The 16,780-nt window shown below is 38.7% G+C and carries 18 protein-coding genes; 12 read left to right on the forward strand and 6 right to left on the reverse strand.

Going from position 1 to position 16,780, the window contains the following annotated elements; translation table 11 throughout:
* The first annotated feature begins 4 nt into the window (after positions 1-4).
* The 7 genes from xylA (at position 5) to AC6I5C_RS10720 (ending at position 7,194) form a co-directional block, all read left to right on the forward strand.
* Positions 5-1,321 carry a xylose isomerase gene (xylA, locus tag AC6I5C_RS10690; RefSeq protein WP_497905151.1) on the forward strand — a complete coding sequence of 439 codons (1,317 nt, stop codon included), beginning with the start codon at positions 5-7 and terminating at the stop codon, positions 1,319-1,321.
* A gap of 153 nt (positions 1,322-1,474) precedes the next feature.
* The gene (locus AC6I5C_RS10695) at positions 1,475-3,127 is read left to right on the forward strand and encodes a sodium:solute symporter (protein WP_497905152.1); all 1,653 of its coding nucleotides are present in this window, start codon (positions 1,475-1,477) and stop codon (positions 3,125-3,127) included.
* Between the two features lie 203 nt (positions 3,128-3,330).
* A complete protein-coding gene (locus AC6I5C_RS10700) occupies positions 3,331-3,690 on the forward strand; it encodes a YtxH domain-containing protein (protein ID WP_053975455.1) in 360 nt (119 codons plus the stop codon).
* A 1-nt stretch (position 3,691) separates the two neighbouring features.
* On the forward strand, positions 3,692-4,039 hold the full coding sequence (locus tag AC6I5C_RS10705; protein ID WP_497905153.1) for a hypothetical protein: 348 nt from the start codon (positions 3,692-3,694) through the stop codon (positions 4,037-4,039).
* Between the two features lie 5 nt (positions 4,040-4,044).
* Positions 4,045-4,242 carry a DUF6327 family protein gene (locus tag AC6I5C_RS10710; RefSeq protein ID WP_053975453.1) on the forward strand — a complete coding sequence of 66 codons (198 nt, stop codon included), beginning with the start codon at positions 4,045-4,047 and terminating at the stop codon, positions 4,240-4,242.
* A 184-nt stretch (positions 4,243-4,426) separates the two neighbouring features.
* The gene (gene trxB, locus AC6I5C_RS10715) at positions 4,427-5,389 is read left to right on the forward strand and encodes a thioredoxin-disulfide reductase (protein WP_076661993.1); all 963 of its coding nucleotides are present in this window, start codon (positions 4,427-4,429) and stop codon (positions 5,387-5,389) included.
* A gap of 191 nt (positions 5,390-5,580) precedes the next feature.
* Complete coding sequence (locus AC6I5C_RS10720) at positions 5,581-7,194, forward strand: peptide-N-glycosidase F-related protein (protein ID WP_497905154.1); 1,614 nt, start codon at positions 5,581-5,583, stop codon at positions 7,192-7,194.
* Between the two features lie 94 nt (positions 7,195-7,288).
* On the opposite strand, the gene AC6I5C_RS10725 is transcribed toward AC6I5C_RS10720, so the two are convergent.
* From AC6I5C_RS10725 to AC6I5C_RS10750, 6 genes are all read right to left on the reverse strand, one after another.
* Positions 7,289-9,106 (reverse strand): M2 family metallopeptidase, encoded by a 1,818-nt coding sequence (locus AC6I5C_RS10725; protein WP_497905155.1) that lies wholly within the window; start codon positions 9,104-9,106, stop codon positions 7,289-7,291.
* A 22-nt stretch (positions 9,107-9,128) separates the two neighbouring features.
* Positions 9,129-9,968, reverse strand: coding sequence for a GIN domain-containing protein (locus AC6I5C_RS10730; RefSeq protein ID WP_497905156.1), 840 nt, complete (start codon positions 9,966-9,968; stop codon positions 9,129-9,131).
* A gap of 111 nt (positions 9,969-10,079) precedes the next feature.
* A complete protein-coding gene (locus tag AC6I5C_RS10735; protein ID WP_497905157.1) occupies positions 10,080-10,805 on the reverse strand; it encodes a head GIN domain-containing protein in 726 nt (241 codons plus the stop codon).
* Between the two features lie 107 nt (positions 10,806-10,912).
* Positions 10,913-12,691 (reverse strand): PspC domain-containing protein, encoded by a 1,779-nt coding sequence (locus AC6I5C_RS10740; protein WP_497905158.1) that lies wholly within the window; start codon positions 12,689-12,691, stop codon positions 10,913-10,915.
* Complete coding sequence (locus AC6I5C_RS10745) at positions 12,684-13,028, reverse strand: PadR family transcriptional regulator (protein ID WP_053975447.1); 345 nt, start codon at positions 13,026-13,028, stop codon at positions 12,684-12,686. Before AC6I5C_RS10745 ends, AC6I5C_RS10740 begins: the two co-directional genes overlap by 8 nt.
* A 126-nt stretch (positions 13,029-13,154) precedes the next feature.
* Positions 13,155-13,601, reverse strand: a complete 447-nt coding sequence (locus AC6I5C_RS10750) for a DUF4870 domain-containing protein (protein ID WP_053992306.1) — start codon at positions 13,599-13,601, stop codon at positions 13,155-13,157.
* 145 nt (positions 13,602-13,746) lie between these two features.
* Here AC6I5C_RS10750 and AC6I5C_RS10755 point away from each other — a divergent pair, with 145 nt between their 5' ends.
* The 5 genes from AC6I5C_RS10755 to AC6I5C_RS10775 all read left to right on the forward strand — a co-directional run bounded on the left by AC6I5C_RS10755 (position 13,747) and on the right by AC6I5C_RS10775 (position 16,764).
* On the forward strand, positions 13,747-14,208 hold the full coding sequence (locus AC6I5C_RS10755; RefSeq protein WP_497905208.1) for a DUF4442 domain-containing protein: 462 nt from the start codon (positions 13,747-13,749) through the stop codon (positions 14,206-14,208).
* A 50-nt stretch (positions 14,209-14,258) separates the two neighbouring features.
* Positions 14,259-15,059, forward strand: a complete 801-nt coding sequence (locus AC6I5C_RS10760) for a TIGR00266 family protein (RefSeq protein WP_497905159.1) — start codon at positions 14,259-14,261, stop codon at positions 15,057-15,059.
* A gap of 167 nt (positions 15,060-15,226) precedes the next feature.
* Positions 15,227-15,424 (forward strand): hypothetical protein, encoded by a 198-nt coding sequence (locus AC6I5C_RS10765; protein WP_053975444.1) that lies wholly within the window; start codon positions 15,227-15,229, stop codon positions 15,422-15,424.
* 112 nt (positions 15,425-15,536) lie between these two features.
* Positions 15,537-15,890, forward strand: a complete 354-nt coding sequence (locus AC6I5C_RS10770) for a hypothetical protein (RefSeq protein ID WP_497905160.1) — start codon at positions 15,537-15,539, stop codon at positions 15,888-15,890.
* A 73-nt stretch (positions 15,891-15,963) separates the two neighbouring features.
* Positions 15,964-16,764, forward strand: a complete 801-nt coding sequence (locus AC6I5C_RS10775) for an MbnP family protein (RefSeq protein ID WP_497905161.1) — start codon at positions 15,964-15,966, stop codon at positions 16,762-16,764.
* Positions 16,765-16,780 lie beyond the last annotated feature (16 nt).

The raw sequence follows: 16,780 nt of genomic DNA on the forward strand, positions 1-16,780 counted from the left end.
TAAAATGGCAACTAAAGAATATTTCAAGGGCATTAAACATATCGAGTATGAGGGAAATTTGTCCCATAATCCATTGGCATTTAAATATTATGACCCCAATAGGATAGTGGCAGGAAAAAACATGCGGGAGCATTTTAAGTTTGCGGTGGCGTATTGGCATACGTTCTGTGGCCAAGGTGCCGATCCTTTTGGAGTGGGCACCCAAAATTTTCCCTGGGATCAGTCTTCAGATCCCATTCAGGCCGCGAAAGACAAGGCAGATGCCGCGTTTGAGTTTCTAGACAAAATTGGCTTTGATTATTACTGTATGCACGATTTTGATCTGGTTCAGGAAGCTCCAACTTTTGCAGAATCGGAAAAGCGCTTGAGTACTATTGTGGATTATATCAAAAGCAAGCAGAAATTCCATGGTAAAAAGTTGCTTTGGGGAACCTCCAATTGCTTCACACACCCTAGGTATATGAATGGTGCAGCTACCAATCCAGATTTTAAAGTGTTGGCAAGAGCAGGAGGACAGGTGAAATTAGCCATAGATGCGACCATTGCCTTAAACGGTGAAAACTATGTGTTTTGGGGTGGTCGAGAAGGTTATATGTCCTTGTTGAATACCGATATGGCAAGGGAGTTGAACCATTTGGCCCAGTTTTTAACTATGGCTCGCGATTATGCCAGAAAGCAAGGCTTTAAAGGCACTTTTTTCATTGAGCCCAAACCTATGGAACCTACAAAGCATCAGTATGATTTTGACACCGCTACGGCCATTGGGTTTTTAAAGGAATATGGCTTGGAACGCGATTTTAAAATCAATGTGGAAGTTAACCATGCAACCTTGGCACAGCATACCTTTCAGCATGAATTGGAAGTGGCTGCGCGGGCCGGAATGTTGGGCAGTATCGATGCGAATAGAGGGGATTACCAAAATGGTTGGGACACCGATCAATTTCCTAACAACATACAAGAAGTCACCGAAGCGATGTTAGTGTTTTTAAAGGCAGGTGGTTTGCAGGGGGGCGGTGTTAATTTTGATGCTAAAATCCGTCGTAATTCCACCGATATGGAAGACATCTTTTTGGCACATATTGGAGGTGCCGATACGTTTGCCAGAGCTTTGATTACAGCAGACAAAATCATTTCCTATTCTGGTTATGATTCCTTAAGAAAACAGCGTTACAGTTCTTTCGATTCAGGAAAAGGTAAGGAGTTCGAAAAAGGAAAGTTGGACTTGTCAGATTTGTATGAAATCGCTGCAGAAGATGGTGAAATTCCATTGCAAAGTGGAAAACAGGAGCTGTTTGAAAACATTATTAGCCAATACATTTAAATCGGATATATTTCATTTTTAAAGATTTAAGGATTAACCAAAAGGTTAGCTCCCAAACTTCATATGGCCATTAAAAAATCAATTAAATTTTAAATATAAGTCTTACCTTACAACAGTAAAAAATTATAATACCTAATAACTAAACTACTATTTATGGAAACAGTTTTGCAAACCGCCGACTGGTGGGTTTTGGGACTCTATTTTTTGGCCCTTATTGCCGTGGCGGTATGGGTTGTACTTCAAAAGAATAAAAACACAGAAGATTACTTTTTGGCAGGCCGTAATGTGGGCTGGTTCGTTATTGGAGCCTCTATTTTTGCTTCTAATATTGGATCGGAGCACGTTGTTGGATTAGCGGGGACGGGTTTTGAATCGGGGACTCCAATGGCGCATTATGAATTGCATGCTTGGATTGTACTGCTTTTAGGATGGTTGTTTTTACCGTTTTACATTAGAAGTGGTGCGTTTACCATGCCCGAATTTTTGGAAAAACGATTTGACAGTCGCTCTAGATGGTTCTTGTCGGTTTTTTCATTGTTGGCTTATGTTTTGACTAAAGTATCTGTTACTATTTACGCCGGAGGAATTGTGGTTTCTGAATTATTGGGAATCCCTTTTTGGTATGGCGCTATTGGCATCGTCATTTTCACCGGAATTTATACCGTAGTGGGAGGGATGAAGGCCGTAATTTATACGGAAACGCTTCAAACGGTTATCCTTATTGTGGGATCGATGATCATTACCTATTTAGGAATGCAGGAAGTAGGAGGGTGGTCGCAATTGAGGGAAACTGTTACGGCGGTTAGCCCAGATCATTTCAACATGTGGCGTCCAATTAGTGACCCTGATTTTCCTTGGACAGGAATGTTATTTGGAGGGACCGTTGTAGGGGTTTGGTATTGGTGTACCGATCAATATATCGTGCAGCGTACCTTGGCAGCCCATAATATTAAAATTGGAAGAAGAGGCGCCATTTTTGGAGCCTATTTAAAGTTGTTGCCTATCTTGATTTTCTTGATTCCCGGTATCATCGCTTTTGCTTTGACCATTCAAAACCCGGAAATGTTTGGTGTAGAGAAAGCCGATAGAGCATTTCCAATGTTGGTGAAAACCTTGTTGCCAGTTGGATTGAAAGGTTTGGTGGCAGGAGGATTGATGGCAGCGCTTATGAGTTCGTTGGCTTCGGTGTTCAATTCTTGCTCTACTATTTTCACTATTGATATTTACAAGAAGTTGAAACCAGAGAAGAGCGAACGTGAATTGCTTACCATTGGTAAAGTAGCTACCGGTTTTATTGTAATATTAGGGATTATCTGGATTCCTATTATGGAAAAAATTGGAGGTGGTGTGATGTACCAATACCTTCAAAATGTACAATCGTATATTGCGCCTCCTGTAACTGCGGTATTCCTTTTGGGAATTATCTGGAAACGTGTCAACTCCCAAGCGGCCATTACAACTTTAATGACGGGATTGGTGTTGTTGATTTTGCGTTTGGGATCTGAAATTTATTATCAGCCACAAATTGCTTCCGGGGAAACGGTAGATAGCATTATGTTTAGTTTTGCCTCTATTAATTTTGCCCATATGGCTATCTTCATGTTTATTTTCTCAGTGATTTTATGTGTCACTGTTAGTTTGGCTACTGGGGCTCCAAATTATGAGAAAATCAGTGGTCTTTCTTTTGGAACCTTGACAGCTGAAGACAAAGCTGCTTCAAAAGGTAGTTATGCTACAATCGACATTGTACTTTCGGTACTTTTAGTTGTCATTGTGGTCGCTATTCTATCGTATTTTACGAGTTAATTTTTCTGAACCTTAATATAAAATGGCCAATCAATTTTGATTGGCCATTTTTTTTGAAATTCACAAAAATAATTTTGTTTAGTCATTGTTAATTAAGCTTTTAGCGTTAATTTTAGTGAGTGAACTACAAAATGTTTATTTTGTAGTTTCCATTCGATTAGTAGCAAGCACTGAAAATATTAATCCATAAAAAAAATAGTATTATGAGCAACAGTAATTCAATTTTCGGACTTTTGGTAGGAACCGCGGTTGGCGCTACTTTAGGAATTCTTTTTGCACCAGAAAAGGGTAGTGTTACAAGACAACGCATCGCGGATGAAGCCATGTCGGCAGCAGACAAGTTTAACAGTACCGCACATGATTTAAAGGATAAAGCCAGTTCTAAGGCACACGATTTAAAAGATAAGGTTTCAAGTTTTATGAGCCATGATAAGGACTCCCTTGGTTCTAATTTGGAAAGCTTGGTGAAAGAAGCCAGTGTAAAAGCGGAGGACGTTATTTCTGTTTTGGAGAAAAAATTGGCGGACCTAAAAGCTCAAAACAAGAAATATCAAAAAGCCTAGTATGAATTTGTTTGAGTCATTAAATGAAGCATCATCCAAAGCCGTAGATTCAGGCGAAGTATTTTTGATCAAATCCAAGGAATATGCCAAGTTAAAGGTCTTTGAACAGCTCACCATTTCTATGAGCTTATTGGGCAAGGCCCTTTTAATAGGCAGTTTTGTATTGATTGGTTTTTTCTTTTTTGCCATTGCCGCCGCCATCGCATTGGGGAGAGTCTTGGACGACTATGCTTTGTCCACTACCATAGTTGGTGGTTTCTTTTTGCTATTGGCCCTTTTGGTGTACCTGCTTAGACATCTTATCAACAAAAAAGTGATACAGACCATGTCACATAAATTCTTTAATTGATTTTTATGAAAAAGTATAGTTCGTTTGCAGAAATAGAGCACGACTTAAAGCGGTTGGATTTGGAACGGAAGATTGCTTTGGAAGAACTGAAAGGCGTTAAAGGTGGCTTGAAAGAAGATTTGCGACCTTCCAATTGGATGCAGTTGGTGTTAAATTCCGTAGGAAAATATGGTGCTTATTTATTGTTTAAAAAGTTGTTTTAAACAGCTCAAATAGTTCTGAAACAAATCTACCCCGAACATTTTGTAAAGCAAGGATGTTTCGGGGTTTTTTGTGGTTTATAGTGACCAATAAACGTCTCCTATTGATGTATAATAACTTTTAATAACTTCCATGTAAGTTTTTGTGTAAAAGTTCTACTTTTGTTAAGATTAAATCAGAGAAATTATGTCAGATACAATTGAAAAAGTAAAATGCCTTATCATAGGTTCGGGACCTGCAGGATATACTGCAGCTATATATGCAGCTAGAGCTAACATGGCACCGGTATTGTACCAAGGAACCCAACCAGGGGGGCAGTTAACCACCACCAATGAAGTAGAGAATTTTCCAGGGTATCCAGAAGGAATCACAGGACCAGAAATGATGATGGAGCTTCAAAAGCAAGCAAGCCGTTTTGGAACCGATATTAGAGATGGTTGGGTTACCAGAGTTGATTTTTCTGGAGATGTACACAGAGTTTGGGTAAATGACCATAAGGAAATCCACTGTGATTCTGTAATTATCTCTACAGGAGCCTCTGCAAAATATTTGGGATTGGTTTCTGAACAAAAATATTTGAAGCTCGGCGGCGGGGTTTCTGCCTGTGCCGTATGTGATGGATTCTTCTATAGAAATCAAGAGGTAGTGATTGTAGGCGCAGGAGATTCTGCTTGTGAAGAAGCTCACTATCTATCCAAATTGTGTTCAAAAGTAACGATGTTGGTAAGAAGAGATGTATTCCGCGCTTCAAAAATCATGGCCAATAGAGTTAAAAACACCAAGAATATAGAGATACTATTCAATACAGAAACAGAGGAAGTATTGGGAGACGGACAAGTAGTAACGGGTGTAAAAGTTAAAGACAACGTTACAGGAGAAGTTAAAACCATTCCTGCTACCGGCTTCTTTGTAGCCATTGGTCATAAACCAAATACAGATATTTTTAAGGAGTATTTAGATTTGGATAAAACAGGGTATATTATCAACAAACCTGGTACTTCAAAAACCAATGTTGAGGGTGTATTTGTTAGTGGAGATGCTGCAGATCATGTGTACAGACAAGCTATTACGGCTGCGGGTACTGGATGTATGGCGGCCTTGGATGCTGAGCGTTATTTGGCAGCCAAAGAAGCACCTGTAGAAGCATAAAGAAATTTTTTCTTCAATAATATAAAATCCGAAGTTGGCACTTCGGATTTTTTTATGTGGAATTTTGAATTTGATTAGGTGATATTTAAAATTTTGCAATTCTACATTAATTATAGGTTAAAGACTTGTTAAAACTTTGGGCTTAGGTATTATTTTCTAAATTAGCGGCTTTATTAACCCTAATTATTATTATGAAGCAATACTCAAAATTACTTTTAGCCAGTTTTTTAGCGGTGTTTTTTATGACACTTTCCTGTAGCGAGGATGATGGCAATCAATCAGTAACTCCAGCAATTACCTTATCGAGCAATGTCGAGACTATTCCTTTAGGAGAAAGCATCACTTTTGAAGTGATAACCAGCGAGAATGAGAATGTGACGGCAAGTGCTACTTATTTTGTAAATAATATCATTGTAAATTCCAACGTGGTTACTCCTGAGGTAGAAGGTCAGTACTCGGTTAAGGCGACTTATTCGTTAAATGGTTCCAACTTAACAAGTAATATAGTTACTTTCACTGTAACTGAAATGCTTTTGACTTCTATTGAAATTGGAGCCGCTTCCGAAGCTATCGAAATAGGAGAAACTTTTACGTTTAGTGTCATAGGAAATAATGGCACGGATGTGACTTCTGAAGCTACTTACTATATTAATGGAGAGGAGATTGTCTCTAACGAATATACTCCAGAAGAAACAGGGACTTACGAAGTAAATGCCACGTATATGCATGAAGGAACCCTTTTAGAAACAGACGTACTTTCTTTGGAAGTATTGTATCAATCTACGGAAGTCACTGTTTTTGATGAGGTAGTTTTTTATGATGGCTATGCTGCCACTGTTAGTGAGCCAGTGCCTGCTGGCGTTATAAGAAAAAACAATGCGTCAAATGTAACTAAGTTAAGTGCAGAAGCAATTGATTTGTTTAGTGATGAACTCACCATGCATGTAACACTTGGTGCTTTATGCGATAATTACGATAGAATTGGTGGGGTGTATTTAAACTTAGTGCCTAGTGGTACTGAATTTAGTACAGCCGCCGTTGAAGAGCGTATTGAAATCGGTCGTTTTATCACACCTTTCATGAACAAAAATGTTCCTCCAACGGAAGTTCCTTATGAATTTGAAGTAGACAACTTGGCCTTATTGTTCAACGACCCAGTGATTAGCAGTACCTACGATTTTTGGATTGAATTGTATGTGTTTGGGGTTCCTTACGCCGCACAAACAGAGGTTACGGGATGTGCTGGAAGAATTGATACTTTCTTAGGTACTTTAAAGTTCGTTTCTACAGACAAGACTTACGAGCATGTGGCACAACATTTGGAGCCGATTGCATCTAGTGTGCGTGTAAACAACTATAATTCCAACGGGACTGATGTATTGGGAGAAACTACGAAGACCTTTACCTTCGACATAGAAGAAAACTTAAGTAATGCCAAAATCCACTTGATTACTTCTAACCATGGAGCTAACTCAGGAGGGGAAGAGTATGTAAGAAGACAGCATTTTATTTATTTTGATAATAGTGAGTTGGATATGTATATGCCAGGAGGAAAGTCTTGCGAGCCTTACCGTCAATACAATACCCAAGGAAATGGAATTTACGGTAGTTCACCTAAATCAGAATCATGGTGGACTTCTTGGAACAACTGGTGCCCTGGAGATGTTATTCCAATTAGAACTTACGAATTAGGAGAGGTGTCACAAGGAACACACTCATTCAAAATTGAAGTTCCAGATGCAGAATTTGTTGACGGACAAGGATATATTCCAGTATCGGTTTACATACAAGGAGATATCAACTAAAAACGTTATACTACAACTAAAACTACAGAAACTACAACAAAAAAAATCCGAAGCGTAACTGCTTCGGATTTTTTATATCTATTTGTTTTAAAACTTATATTGTTTCAGGTAACGTATAAGTTCGTCCTTCGTTCTGTGCTTTTAAATACTCCATTAATGGCGCAAAGTAATCCAACATAGGTTTTGCACTCATTTCGCTTCCTACGCTTGATTTTAAAAGTTCTCTCCAATCATTGTTAGCTCCGGTTTCCAATACTCCTTTTAAGAAGGTTCCCACGTCTTTACTTCCAAAATAGTTGGTAGCATGTGGATCTTGATGCAAGATGTTTTTAGCAATGTGATCGTGGAATTGGAATAATAAAATGTATGAGATGGCATAGTCATAATATTGAGCCGCATCATCATTGATGTGTGTTTTTGAAGCAGCATCACAGAATTCTTCTCCTCTTTCTGATGGAGGCACCATACCTTGGTATTTTTTAGCCAATTCCCACCATTTTGCATTGTATTGGTCTTTTGGTAAGTTTTCTGCATACAAAGCGTTTTCAAACTCACTCATCACACCTGCAGAGAATGGTAAAAATACCACATAGTTCAAGGCTTCTTTCAATAAGTTTTGGGTCTCGTCAATTTTTACGTTTTCGTCAACTAGACCTTTACTAGCCAAGAAAGGCTTTTGCATTGCAGCCAATCCTAATAAACTTCCAATGGCTTCATGGTACCCTCTATTGGCTCCAGCGCGTAATAATGGTGGTACATTTGGATTGGTATAGGCTTGATAGTAGTAAATATGACCTAATTCATGGTGAATGGTCTCATAGTAATCTGCGGTAGGCTCTACACTCATCAAACAACGCAAATCGTTTTCAAGATCCATGTGCCATGCAGAAGCGTGGTTGTTCTTTTTGTAATCAGCATCAGCCGGTAGTGGGTACATGCTTGATTTTTCGTAGAAACTCGCTGGAAGCGGATCAAAACCAATGCTCACATAAAAGTTTTCTCCTTCTTTTACAATCCACTCAGGATCTTTGTCAGCCAAGGCAGCATCGATATCTAACCCTTCAACATTTACCAACGGGCTCCAGTCTTGTCCCCAACGGTTAGGCAACCAGTGGGCAGGAATGTACTCAGGTACTTCGGCATTATATTTTTTAGCCAATTCGTAACGAGCCCAAGTGTGTAATTCGCGATATAGAGGCCAAACTTCCTTCACCATTTTGTTCATTTCGGCAAGCATTTCCTGACGGTTCATACCGTATTCAGAAACTTGGTAACTAAAGTAATCGTCATAACCTAAAGCCTGTACCGTTTGGTTGCGCAATTGACGTAAGTTTTCCAAGCCGTCTTTTAGATCTTTTCCAACTGCTTTTGAGGCTTCCCAATTTTTAAGACGCTCTGTTTCGTTGGAAGATTCTCTTAAAACTTTATCAATATCTCCAGTAGTTATTGATTTCCCATCCACTTGAAAATCGAAACCATAAAGGGTTTCACTTTGTGCATTTTGAGCAGCAATTCTTTTGGATACAATATCCGAAACAGTTTCAGGGTTGTTTCCTGCACCGTAAAGAATGGTGTTCAATTGGCGTACCTGCACGATGTCCAATTCGTCCTTATGCTCTAAAAACTGTTTTGTTTTTTCAATAACTTCCGTGCTTCCAGTGAATTTAGCGTATGCTTCATTGGCTTTTTGTACGTTGTAAGCGTTTGTGGTGTCACCTGCTACAATGTGCGTATTGGCAGCCCATTCTGCTTTGGAAGAATCATAATACAATTTTTTATAGGTTTTGGAATAGTCATCCAAAAAGGCTTGAGCTTCCTCTTTGACATTGGAAGACGCCTCTTGTTTTTTGTCTTCTTCTTTACAAGCAAACATTGCAAGCAGAAGAAAAACTAAAGGGGTTAATTTTCTCATTTGTGTAGTATAATTATAGAATTTAATTAGTTTCCTTTTTTTGAAGTTTGGCCGTTCCCGTAAATTTGTTGATAGTTATTTGAGGTTCGTGGTACAGGTATATTTCAGAATTTCCGGCGGCGTCTATAGTGACATTTTCTTCAACTCCAATGGCCACATAACTACTGAGGTCGCTTACCAGATTACAGGTTTTAACCGTAAACTCTTTTCCTTCAAAACTTGACGAGTTATCAGTGCGAATCAAGCAGGATTTTGAAGCCCCTTCAATATTGGCATCCGCACGTTGGTACATGTCCAATTTTACATATTTGCTATTGATCAAGGCTTCGGTTTTGCTGTTGTCGTTTAATATAATCTTGGAGCTATCTGCAGAAACATTCAATTTCACCTTGGATTTGTCATGGCTTGAAAACTCAAAATTAGTTGCATTAATGTTGAGATAGGCACGGGCAGAACCAGAGGTTTTTAGTGAAGTATTTTTTAATTCCAAAGAAGTGAGAGACCTTACTTCGCCATCGTCCTTCACTTCAATATATTTCAGGTCGTGACTATAATTGACCGTGATGTGCATTTTCTTGGAGGAGGTAATTTTTTTTGAAGAGCTGAAGACCAAGGTGCTGTCCTTTACTTCGAAAAGAATGATTTCGTGTAGGTTATCGTCGGTTTCAATTTCTACGGAGGGCTTTGAGTTATAGATGATTTCGACTGAAAAGTCTTCGCCAACTATAATTTTGTTGAATGCATCAATGTAGGTTTGCTTGATGGTTACATTCCTGTCACCTTTTATTTTATCGTCGCTTTGGCCAGAGGCCGTTAGAATAAAACCTATGCCGATACATAACGTTAAAAGGATTTTGTTCATTAGGTTTATTTAAGGTTCGTTAAGCAAATATATACAAAAACCATCCCAAACTCTAAAATGAGCTTGAAATGGTTTTCAAAATGATTGGCTTGTTGGTGTTTATTGTGCTATCTAGTGCTTTTTGATACTTCCAGAAACGTTATCGCTTTTTTCAATCTTTTCTGGATTGCCATAGTAGGTTACATCGCCGCCACTGGTGGCCGTTGCAATGAGTTCCTTGGAAGTGTTTACCTTGATTCCTGCACCACTGGATGCTTTGACGTGCGAGGATTCTGTACTTAGGTTTTCTGCATCAATATCGCTACCGCTGCTGGCGGATGCAATAAAATCGGTAGTACTCCCGGATAGGTCCAATTCGCTTCCGCTGGAAGAATTACAATCGATGGATTTGGCCTGTATGTCCAATTCCATGTCGCTACCGCTGGAAGTTTCCAATACAAAATGTTCGCCTTCAATGGTATTGGTGCCATGCACATCGCTGCCGCTAGTGGCCTTGATTCTGGATACTTTGTCAAAATTCACCATCACCTTTTTAGAGGCCGAACTGGAAATGTTTTGGTTGGCGTAAATCTTCAATACATCGCCATCAACTTCCGTTACAATAACGTCTTGAAGATTTTCATCGGCTTCCACCGAAATGCTTGGTGTGTCACTTTGTGTTAGGTAGACATCAAGTCCTCTACTGATTTTTATTTCTGTATACTCGCCGGTTACCTGGCGTTGTTCAGTAGTTACGTTTCCATTGCCCTTTATCCCAGAAATTTTAAAATCCAGGTTGCAGGAGCTTGCTAGAGCTCCCAACAGGGCTGCAATAATAATTTTGGATAAGGTTGTCATAACTGATTGTTTTTTGATTGATAATTGCTTGTGTAAATGTATGATTTGTTGTTGATGAATGGTTTTATAAACGTATGGGTTGTCGATTTTTAATGATGAACTGTAGCTTAGTTGTCGTCTGAGGTAATTTCAATGCCCTCATCTGAAATGTTGACCTTTACATCTTCTTTTTTAGCCTTCAATCCTTCGTTGTTAATTTCTATTTGAACACTGTCCTTTTTAAAGCGAACTCCTTCTTCGTCAATGTTAAGTCCTGAATTTTCATCATTGACATTCACTTTTACTTTGAACTCTTCATCGTCACAGTCCAAACAAATGGTGTTGTCTTCCATTACTTTTAAAGTGTGAGAGGTGTCGTCATAAGTTGCAATATTGTCACTGTTCCTATTGTGTCTTAGGTAGGATCGCGTATTGCCATGTAAATTGAACACCATACCTTCTGGTAAATACAGAATCACGGTAACGTTTTGATCTGAAAATTTGTTTTTATAATCCGTATGCAAATAGTTGCTCAACAATAACTGGTTGTTTTTAAGCTCAAACTCATAGTCTATTTTTTCGGCCGTTTCCCTAGCTTCAATATAGTCGCTACCCTTGGCTTCTTTTACAATTTGCAAATAGGCCATACTGTCTGAGGTAGAACGAATGTTGAGCATCACATTCTTTGAGAAAATCACCTTTTGGTCTTCATTATTATACTTGATTTCAAAGCCACCTTCTCTGTGCATGCCATATCGGTACTTGTCAAATTCGCTGGATACCATTTTAATGGACAAGGTGTCCTTTTTGGTAAGGTCTAAGGTTTCGGTTTGAGTGACTGAATTTTCCAAAGCAAAATGAGATGCTTCAGTGATTCCAATGACAATGATGCTTACCAAAGACAATAACCACAATCCTAATAAGGTGAATTTGGCCACGTTTCCTATAGACTTAAGATTGTTGATCAATATTTTCAATCCTAAATAGAAAATGAAAAACAACGGGATCCCAAACAACAGGAACAATAGCACCGAGCCTATCCATAATGGCAGTCCAGTGGTGTTTAATGCTTCAGGGTAATCCATCCACCAAGGGCTATAGAAGCTTGAGCCTCCAAGAGAGAACAAGCTAATGATAAGCCCGAAGAGCAAAATGGCTCCAAAAATGATTAATATGATACCAATAAACTTGGCAAATATTTTAAGGAAGAACATTATAATGTCTCCAATGGTATCAAAAAACGATTTGGATGTCGATTTGATTCTGTTGCCCTGTTTGGGTAAATCGATACTTTTTACGGTGTCCGATACCGTTTGGGAAACATTTTCAAACCCGTCTTTAATTTTTTTTTCAATGTTACTGATGTTTACAGGCTCTCCGGTCATTGTGAGTTTCTCAGCAGTGGTCACGGCCTCCGGGACCAATACCCAAAACAGGATATAAATGAATACGAAAGTACCTCCTGAGCCCAAAGCCAATAAAATCCACAACAAACGAATCCAGATGGCATCCACTCCTAAGTAGTGTCCCAAACCGGAAGACACACCCCCTATATAGGAGTTGTCGGTATCGCGATACAGTTTTTTTGAAGTTCTGGACTTGCTTTGGTAGCTTGTTTTTGGTTCGTCCTCAAAAATCTCGTCATCCACAAGATAATCCTCTGGTTGCCCCATGATGGCGATGACTTCCTCTACTTCCTTGTTGCCAATGACTTGTTTATCGTGCTGTACACGTTCGTTGAACAGTTCCGCAATACGGGCTTCTATGTCTGCAATGATTTCTGAGCGACCTTGGGAGTCTGTAAATGAACGTTTGATAGCCTCAAGATAGCGTTGCAGTTTTAAGTATGCATCTTCATCGATATGAAAAAATATACCTGCTAAATTTATGTTGACTGTTTTATTCATTTTGTTTGTTTTTTTGGCTTGTTACTAGGTTTACGGCGTGTTGCAATTCACTCCAAGTGGTATTTAATTCTTTTAAAAACAGCTTTCCGGTTTCGGTAAGTCCGTAATATTTTCTTGGAGGTCCAGAGGTGGATTCTTCCCAACGGTAATTGAGAAGCCCGGCATTCTTTAATCTTGTTAGTAGGGGGTATATGGTGCCTTCTACCACAAGCATTTTTGCGTCTTTTAGTGTATCCAAAATTTCTGCAACATAAGCATCGTCATCTTTTAGAATGGAGAGTATGCAGTATTCAAGGACACCTTTGCGCATCTGTGCTTTTGTGTTTTCTATTTTCATGTGTCAATGCTGTTTTTCAATGGAGCCAACAGGTCCATTGGGTTAATTTTTTGGTGGAAACTTCCTGATACTGTTCGTGTCATGGTCCTGGGCAATTAAAAGTTAAACTGTTCATTTTTTGATTGATTATTTGATGAAATTTATTGTAAAAGGGTAGTGGAACGGTTCGCCATCCCTAGCCTTAAGACTGGCTTTTATGATGAAAACCAATTCCAGGATAAATCCTATAAAGGCCAAAACTCCCAATCCACCACCTATATATAAAAGTGGTGAAGGTTTGCCGATATTGATATGGAAATCGTGCAACCCATGAAAATCTATAAAGTCTATACCATGAAGGAATTTAAAAACGAAAAAGGGAACGGTAAGGGTTCCAATAATCAAGGCATATAATAAAATGCTAATTTGAAAATTGATGGCCTGTTTGCCGTGTTGGTCTACAAACTCCGATTTATCCTTGTTCGCAATCCACAAAACAATAGGCCCGATAAAATTCCCCATGGGAATTACAAACCTTGAAAAGGTAGATAAATGAATAAATGTGGCGATATTTTTTTGGTGATTGTCTAGCATGGTTTTAAAACATATAATAGTTTCTTATGCAAATATATATCCAAAAGAAGGTATTATGCAATACAAAGTACTTAAAATTAACAAAATATTAACAATAATCAATTCCTTAATTTTCAATACTTTTAGTGAAATATTAATCGTTATTATGAAGCTTACTCCAGCAAAAATCAACCTTTTCTTAATGTACAAATTACCAGCGGCCTACTTTACTGGCGTCCGTGCTACCTATATCGATGATGAACGTTGCGAGGTTAAGGTGAGGCATCGTTGGATCAACCAAAACCCATTTCGATCTATGTTTTGGGCTGTTCAGGGGATGGCTGCCGAATTAACCACAGGTGCGCTTGTGCTTTCAAAAATACGGGCATCAGGAAAGCCTATTTCTATGTTGGTAGCATCCAACAGTTCTACCTTTTCAAAAAAAGCTGTGGGCAAAATTATGTTCCAATGTGTGGATGGTCTTAAATTGGATGAAGCTATAGAAAAGGCAATTGCGACTAAGGAGGGGCAAAGTTTTGTAATGCATGCTAAAGGAATCAATAGTGACGGGGAAGAGGTATCTTCATTTAGTTTTGAATGGACCATTAAATTAAAGGAGCGGCTGTAACAAAGTGTAAAAATGAACAACTTATAGATGTTTAATTAAAAAAGGAAAAGATGACAGCACACGAAATCGACTATAGAATTTATGGGGAAGAAATGCAATTTGTAGAAATTGAACTCGATCCCAATGAAGGGGTTGTAGCCGAAGCCGGTAGTTTTATGATGATGGATGATGGTGTGAAGATGGAAACTATTTTTGGAGATGGCTCTACAAAGAGCGGTGGTTTTTTAGACTCCATTTTAGGGGCCGGAAAGCGTATTTTAACAGGTGAGAGCCTATTTATGACGGCATTTTATAATACCCTACCAGGAAAACGAAATGTATCTTTTGCATCTCCCTATCCAGGAAAAATTGTGCCTTTGGATTTAACCGAATTTGGAGGGAAGTTTATTTGCCAAAAGGATGCTTTTCTTTGTGCGGCTAAAGGAGTGAGTGTTGGTATAGAATTTAGTAAACGCTTGGGGAGAGGGCTTTTTGGTGGTGAAGGATTTATCATGCAGAAGTTGGAAGGAGACGGAATGGTATTTGTTCACGCCGGGGGAACTTTGGCTAAAAAAGTTCTACAACCGGGAGAGGTTCTTAAGGTAGACACAGGGTGTATTGTTGGGTTTACCAAGGAGGTAGATTATGACGTTGAATTTGTTGGAGGTATAAGAAACTCCATCTTTGGAGGGGAAGGATTGTTCTTTGCCAGATTAGAGGGACCGGGAACGGTTTACATTCAATCTTTACCATTCAGCCGACTTGCGGGAAGGGTATTGGCCAATGCGCCTCAAGCGGGAGGACGAAGTAAAGGAGAAGGCAGTATTCTTGGAGGTTTGGGCGATTTGTTGGATGGGGACAACCGTTTTTAAGGCTTTAATAATAGTTTCTTAAAGCTGTATTAATGTTTGTTTTTTCGTGTTAAAATTTGAAGATTTTGGTCAGACATAAAGGTTTTTTTACTACATTTAAAACATGGAAAAATTAAAAAAAGAGCCTATACATAAATCTACTTTGAACCTAAAAACCTAACAAACGCATGGCAAGAGCAATGTTTGAGTACACCAAAACAATCCTTAAAAAAGTGAGTTTTGATGCTACGTTGTTTTGCAAAGAGGTACAAAAGGCAGTCAATAGATTATTACCTTATGAAATTGACGAACTTAGAATCTTTATCGATTCGCTTGTACAGCAAAACCCTGAACTAAATCAATGTTTAATTTATTTAAAAGCATAAAGAAAAAGGCGACCAATTGGTCGCCTTTTTTACGACTCTTTTTTAGAATAATAAGGATTAGCGAGTTATCTTTGCCGAAAATTTCATTCTGAAAAAGATTTTTCTTCTCATATTGTTGGTTGCCTTTTCATTACGCCCCGTATTCTACTTGGGCCAGATAGGCTATTATGAGTTGAATATCGACTACATTATTGAAACTTATTGTGTCAATAAGGACAAACCGCAGTTGCAGTGTAATGGAAAATGTCATTTGGCAAAACAATTGCAGCTTACTTCAACTTCTTCCGAAGATAGCACCGATGCTACATTTTTGGCAGAAGCTTTTTTTCCTGTGTTTTTGGTTCAACAGTCTGAGGTGACCTTTAAAAATAACCATTTTGGCTTTCTAAAGAAATCAAAATTCTATTACAATAAGCAGTATGCTCATTTATTGGAGCATTCCATCTACAAGCCTCCAATGGCCTAAAATTTAATATTCAGTTTTTTTACAAGGCTTATGGTGCTTGCCATTGAAAGCACTCCAATATTAAATTTTACAAATGAAAATTATCAAATTTGCATTTGCAGTATTGCTATGCACCTCTATTATATCATGTTCATCTGACGATGACAACAATACAAACGATTTAACTGGTCAAACAGGAACTCTAGCTTTAAAATTCGATAACGGTGTAGGTGACCAAGATTTTATTTTTGGCGTGACCTATAATAAGTCCAACGGAGAATCCTATCAATTGGAAACCCTTAAATATATCATAAGCAACATTCGCGTCAAGGATGCCGAAGGGAATACATTTACCTATCCTTTAGAAAGCAACGCTTTTATTATTGATGAGAGCAACGGTAACAATGCCGGTGAGATTTTTGTGACTTTGGACAATGTTGTGGCAGCCGACTATACCGAAATTACTTTTGGTATTGGGATTGATCAGGAGCGTTTTGCGATGGGAGCTGAAGGACAAGGCGATTTTCTTGTAGAGGCCGAAGCGGCAGGAATGATGTGGTCTTGGGCAACCGGGTATAAATTTACACGTTTTGACGGCACCTTTTCAACAGGAGAGCTTGTTGACCAACCTTTGAATATTCATATGGGAAGTGTGGGGACTTCATTAGACAATTATAGAGAAGTAACCTTATCATTTCCAAACACCGTAAGAGTAAGAGAAACAGCTTCTCCTGAAGTGCATATCAAGGCTGATTTTGCCAAGGTTTTTGATGGTGAAACATCTGTGAATTTTGCCGATGGTTACGGTCAAGTGCATACCAGTTCTGAAACAACGCCTGTAATTGCGAACAATCTGCCTGGCATGTTCCAAGTGCATCACGTTCATAATAACTAATTAATAAGCTAGTGTT

The sequence above is a fragment of the Mangrovimonas sp. sgz306409 genome (assembly GCF_059735265.1).

Bases quoted from the DNA above. Each gene is read 5' to 3' on its own strand.
- AC6I5C_RS10735 (WP_497905157.1), bottom strand. From the start codon at position 10,805: ATGACAACCTTATCCAAAATTATTATTGCAGCCCTGTTGGGAGCTCTA.
- AC6I5C_RS10750 (WP_053992306.1), bottom strand. From the start codon at position 13,601: ATGCTAGACAATCACCAAAAAAATATCGCCACATTTATTCATTTATCT.
- AC6I5C_RS10740 (WP_497905158.1), bottom strand. From the start codon at position 12,691: ATGAATAAAACAGTCAACATAAATTTAGCAGGTATATTTTTTCATATC.
- AC6I5C_RS10775 (WP_497905161.1), top strand. From the start codon at position 15,964: ATGAAAATTATCAAATTTGCATTTGCAGTATTGCTATGCACCTCTATT.
- AC6I5C_RS10765 (WP_053975444.1), top strand. From the start codon at position 15,227: ATGGCAAGAGCAATGTTTGAGTACACCAAAACAATCCTTAAAAAAGTG.
- AC6I5C_RS10710 (WP_053975453.1), top strand. From the start codon at position 4,045: ATGAAAAAGTATAGTTCGTTTGCAGAAATAGAGCACGACTTAAAGCGG.
- AC6I5C_RS10745 (WP_053975447.1), bottom strand. From the start codon at position 13,028: ATGAAAATAGAAAACACAAAAGCACAGATGCGCAAAGGTGTCCTTGAA.
- xylA (WP_497905151.1), top strand. From the start codon at position 5: ATGGCAACTAAAGAATATTTCAAGGGCATTAAACATATCGAGTATGAG.
- AC6I5C_RS10755 (WP_497905208.1), top strand. From the start codon at position 13,747: ATGAAGCTTACTCCAGCAAAAATCAACCTTTTCTTAATGTACAAATTA.
- AC6I5C_RS10705 (WP_497905153.1), top strand. From the start codon at position 3,692: ATGAATTTGTTTGAGTCATTAAATGAAGCATCATCCAAAGCCGTAGAT.
- trxB (WP_076661993.1), top strand. From the start codon at position 4,427: ATGTCAGATACAATTGAAAAAGTAAAATGCCTTATCATAGGTTCGGGA.
- AC6I5C_RS10730 (WP_497905156.1), bottom strand. From the start codon at position 9,968: ATGAACAAAATCCTTTTAACGTTATGTATCGGCATAGGTTTTATTCTA.
- AC6I5C_RS10760 (WP_497905159.1), top strand. From the start codon at position 14,259: ATGACAGCACACGAAATCGACTATAGAATTTATGGGGAAGAAATGCAA.
- AC6I5C_RS10695 (WP_497905152.1), top strand. From the start codon at position 1,475: ATGGAAACAGTTTTGCAAACCGCCGACTGGTGGGTTTTGGGACTCTAT.
- AC6I5C_RS10720 (WP_497905154.1), top strand. From the start codon at position 5,581: ATGAAGCAATACTCAAAATTACTTTTAGCCAGTTTTTTAGCGGTGTTT.
- AC6I5C_RS10725 (WP_497905155.1), bottom strand. From the start codon at position 9,106: ATGAGAAAATTAACCCCTTTAGTTTTTCTTCTGCTTGCAATGTTTGCT.
- AC6I5C_RS10700 (WP_053975455.1), top strand. From the start codon at position 3,331: ATGAGCAACAGTAATTCAATTTTCGGACTTTTGGTAGGAACCGCGGTT.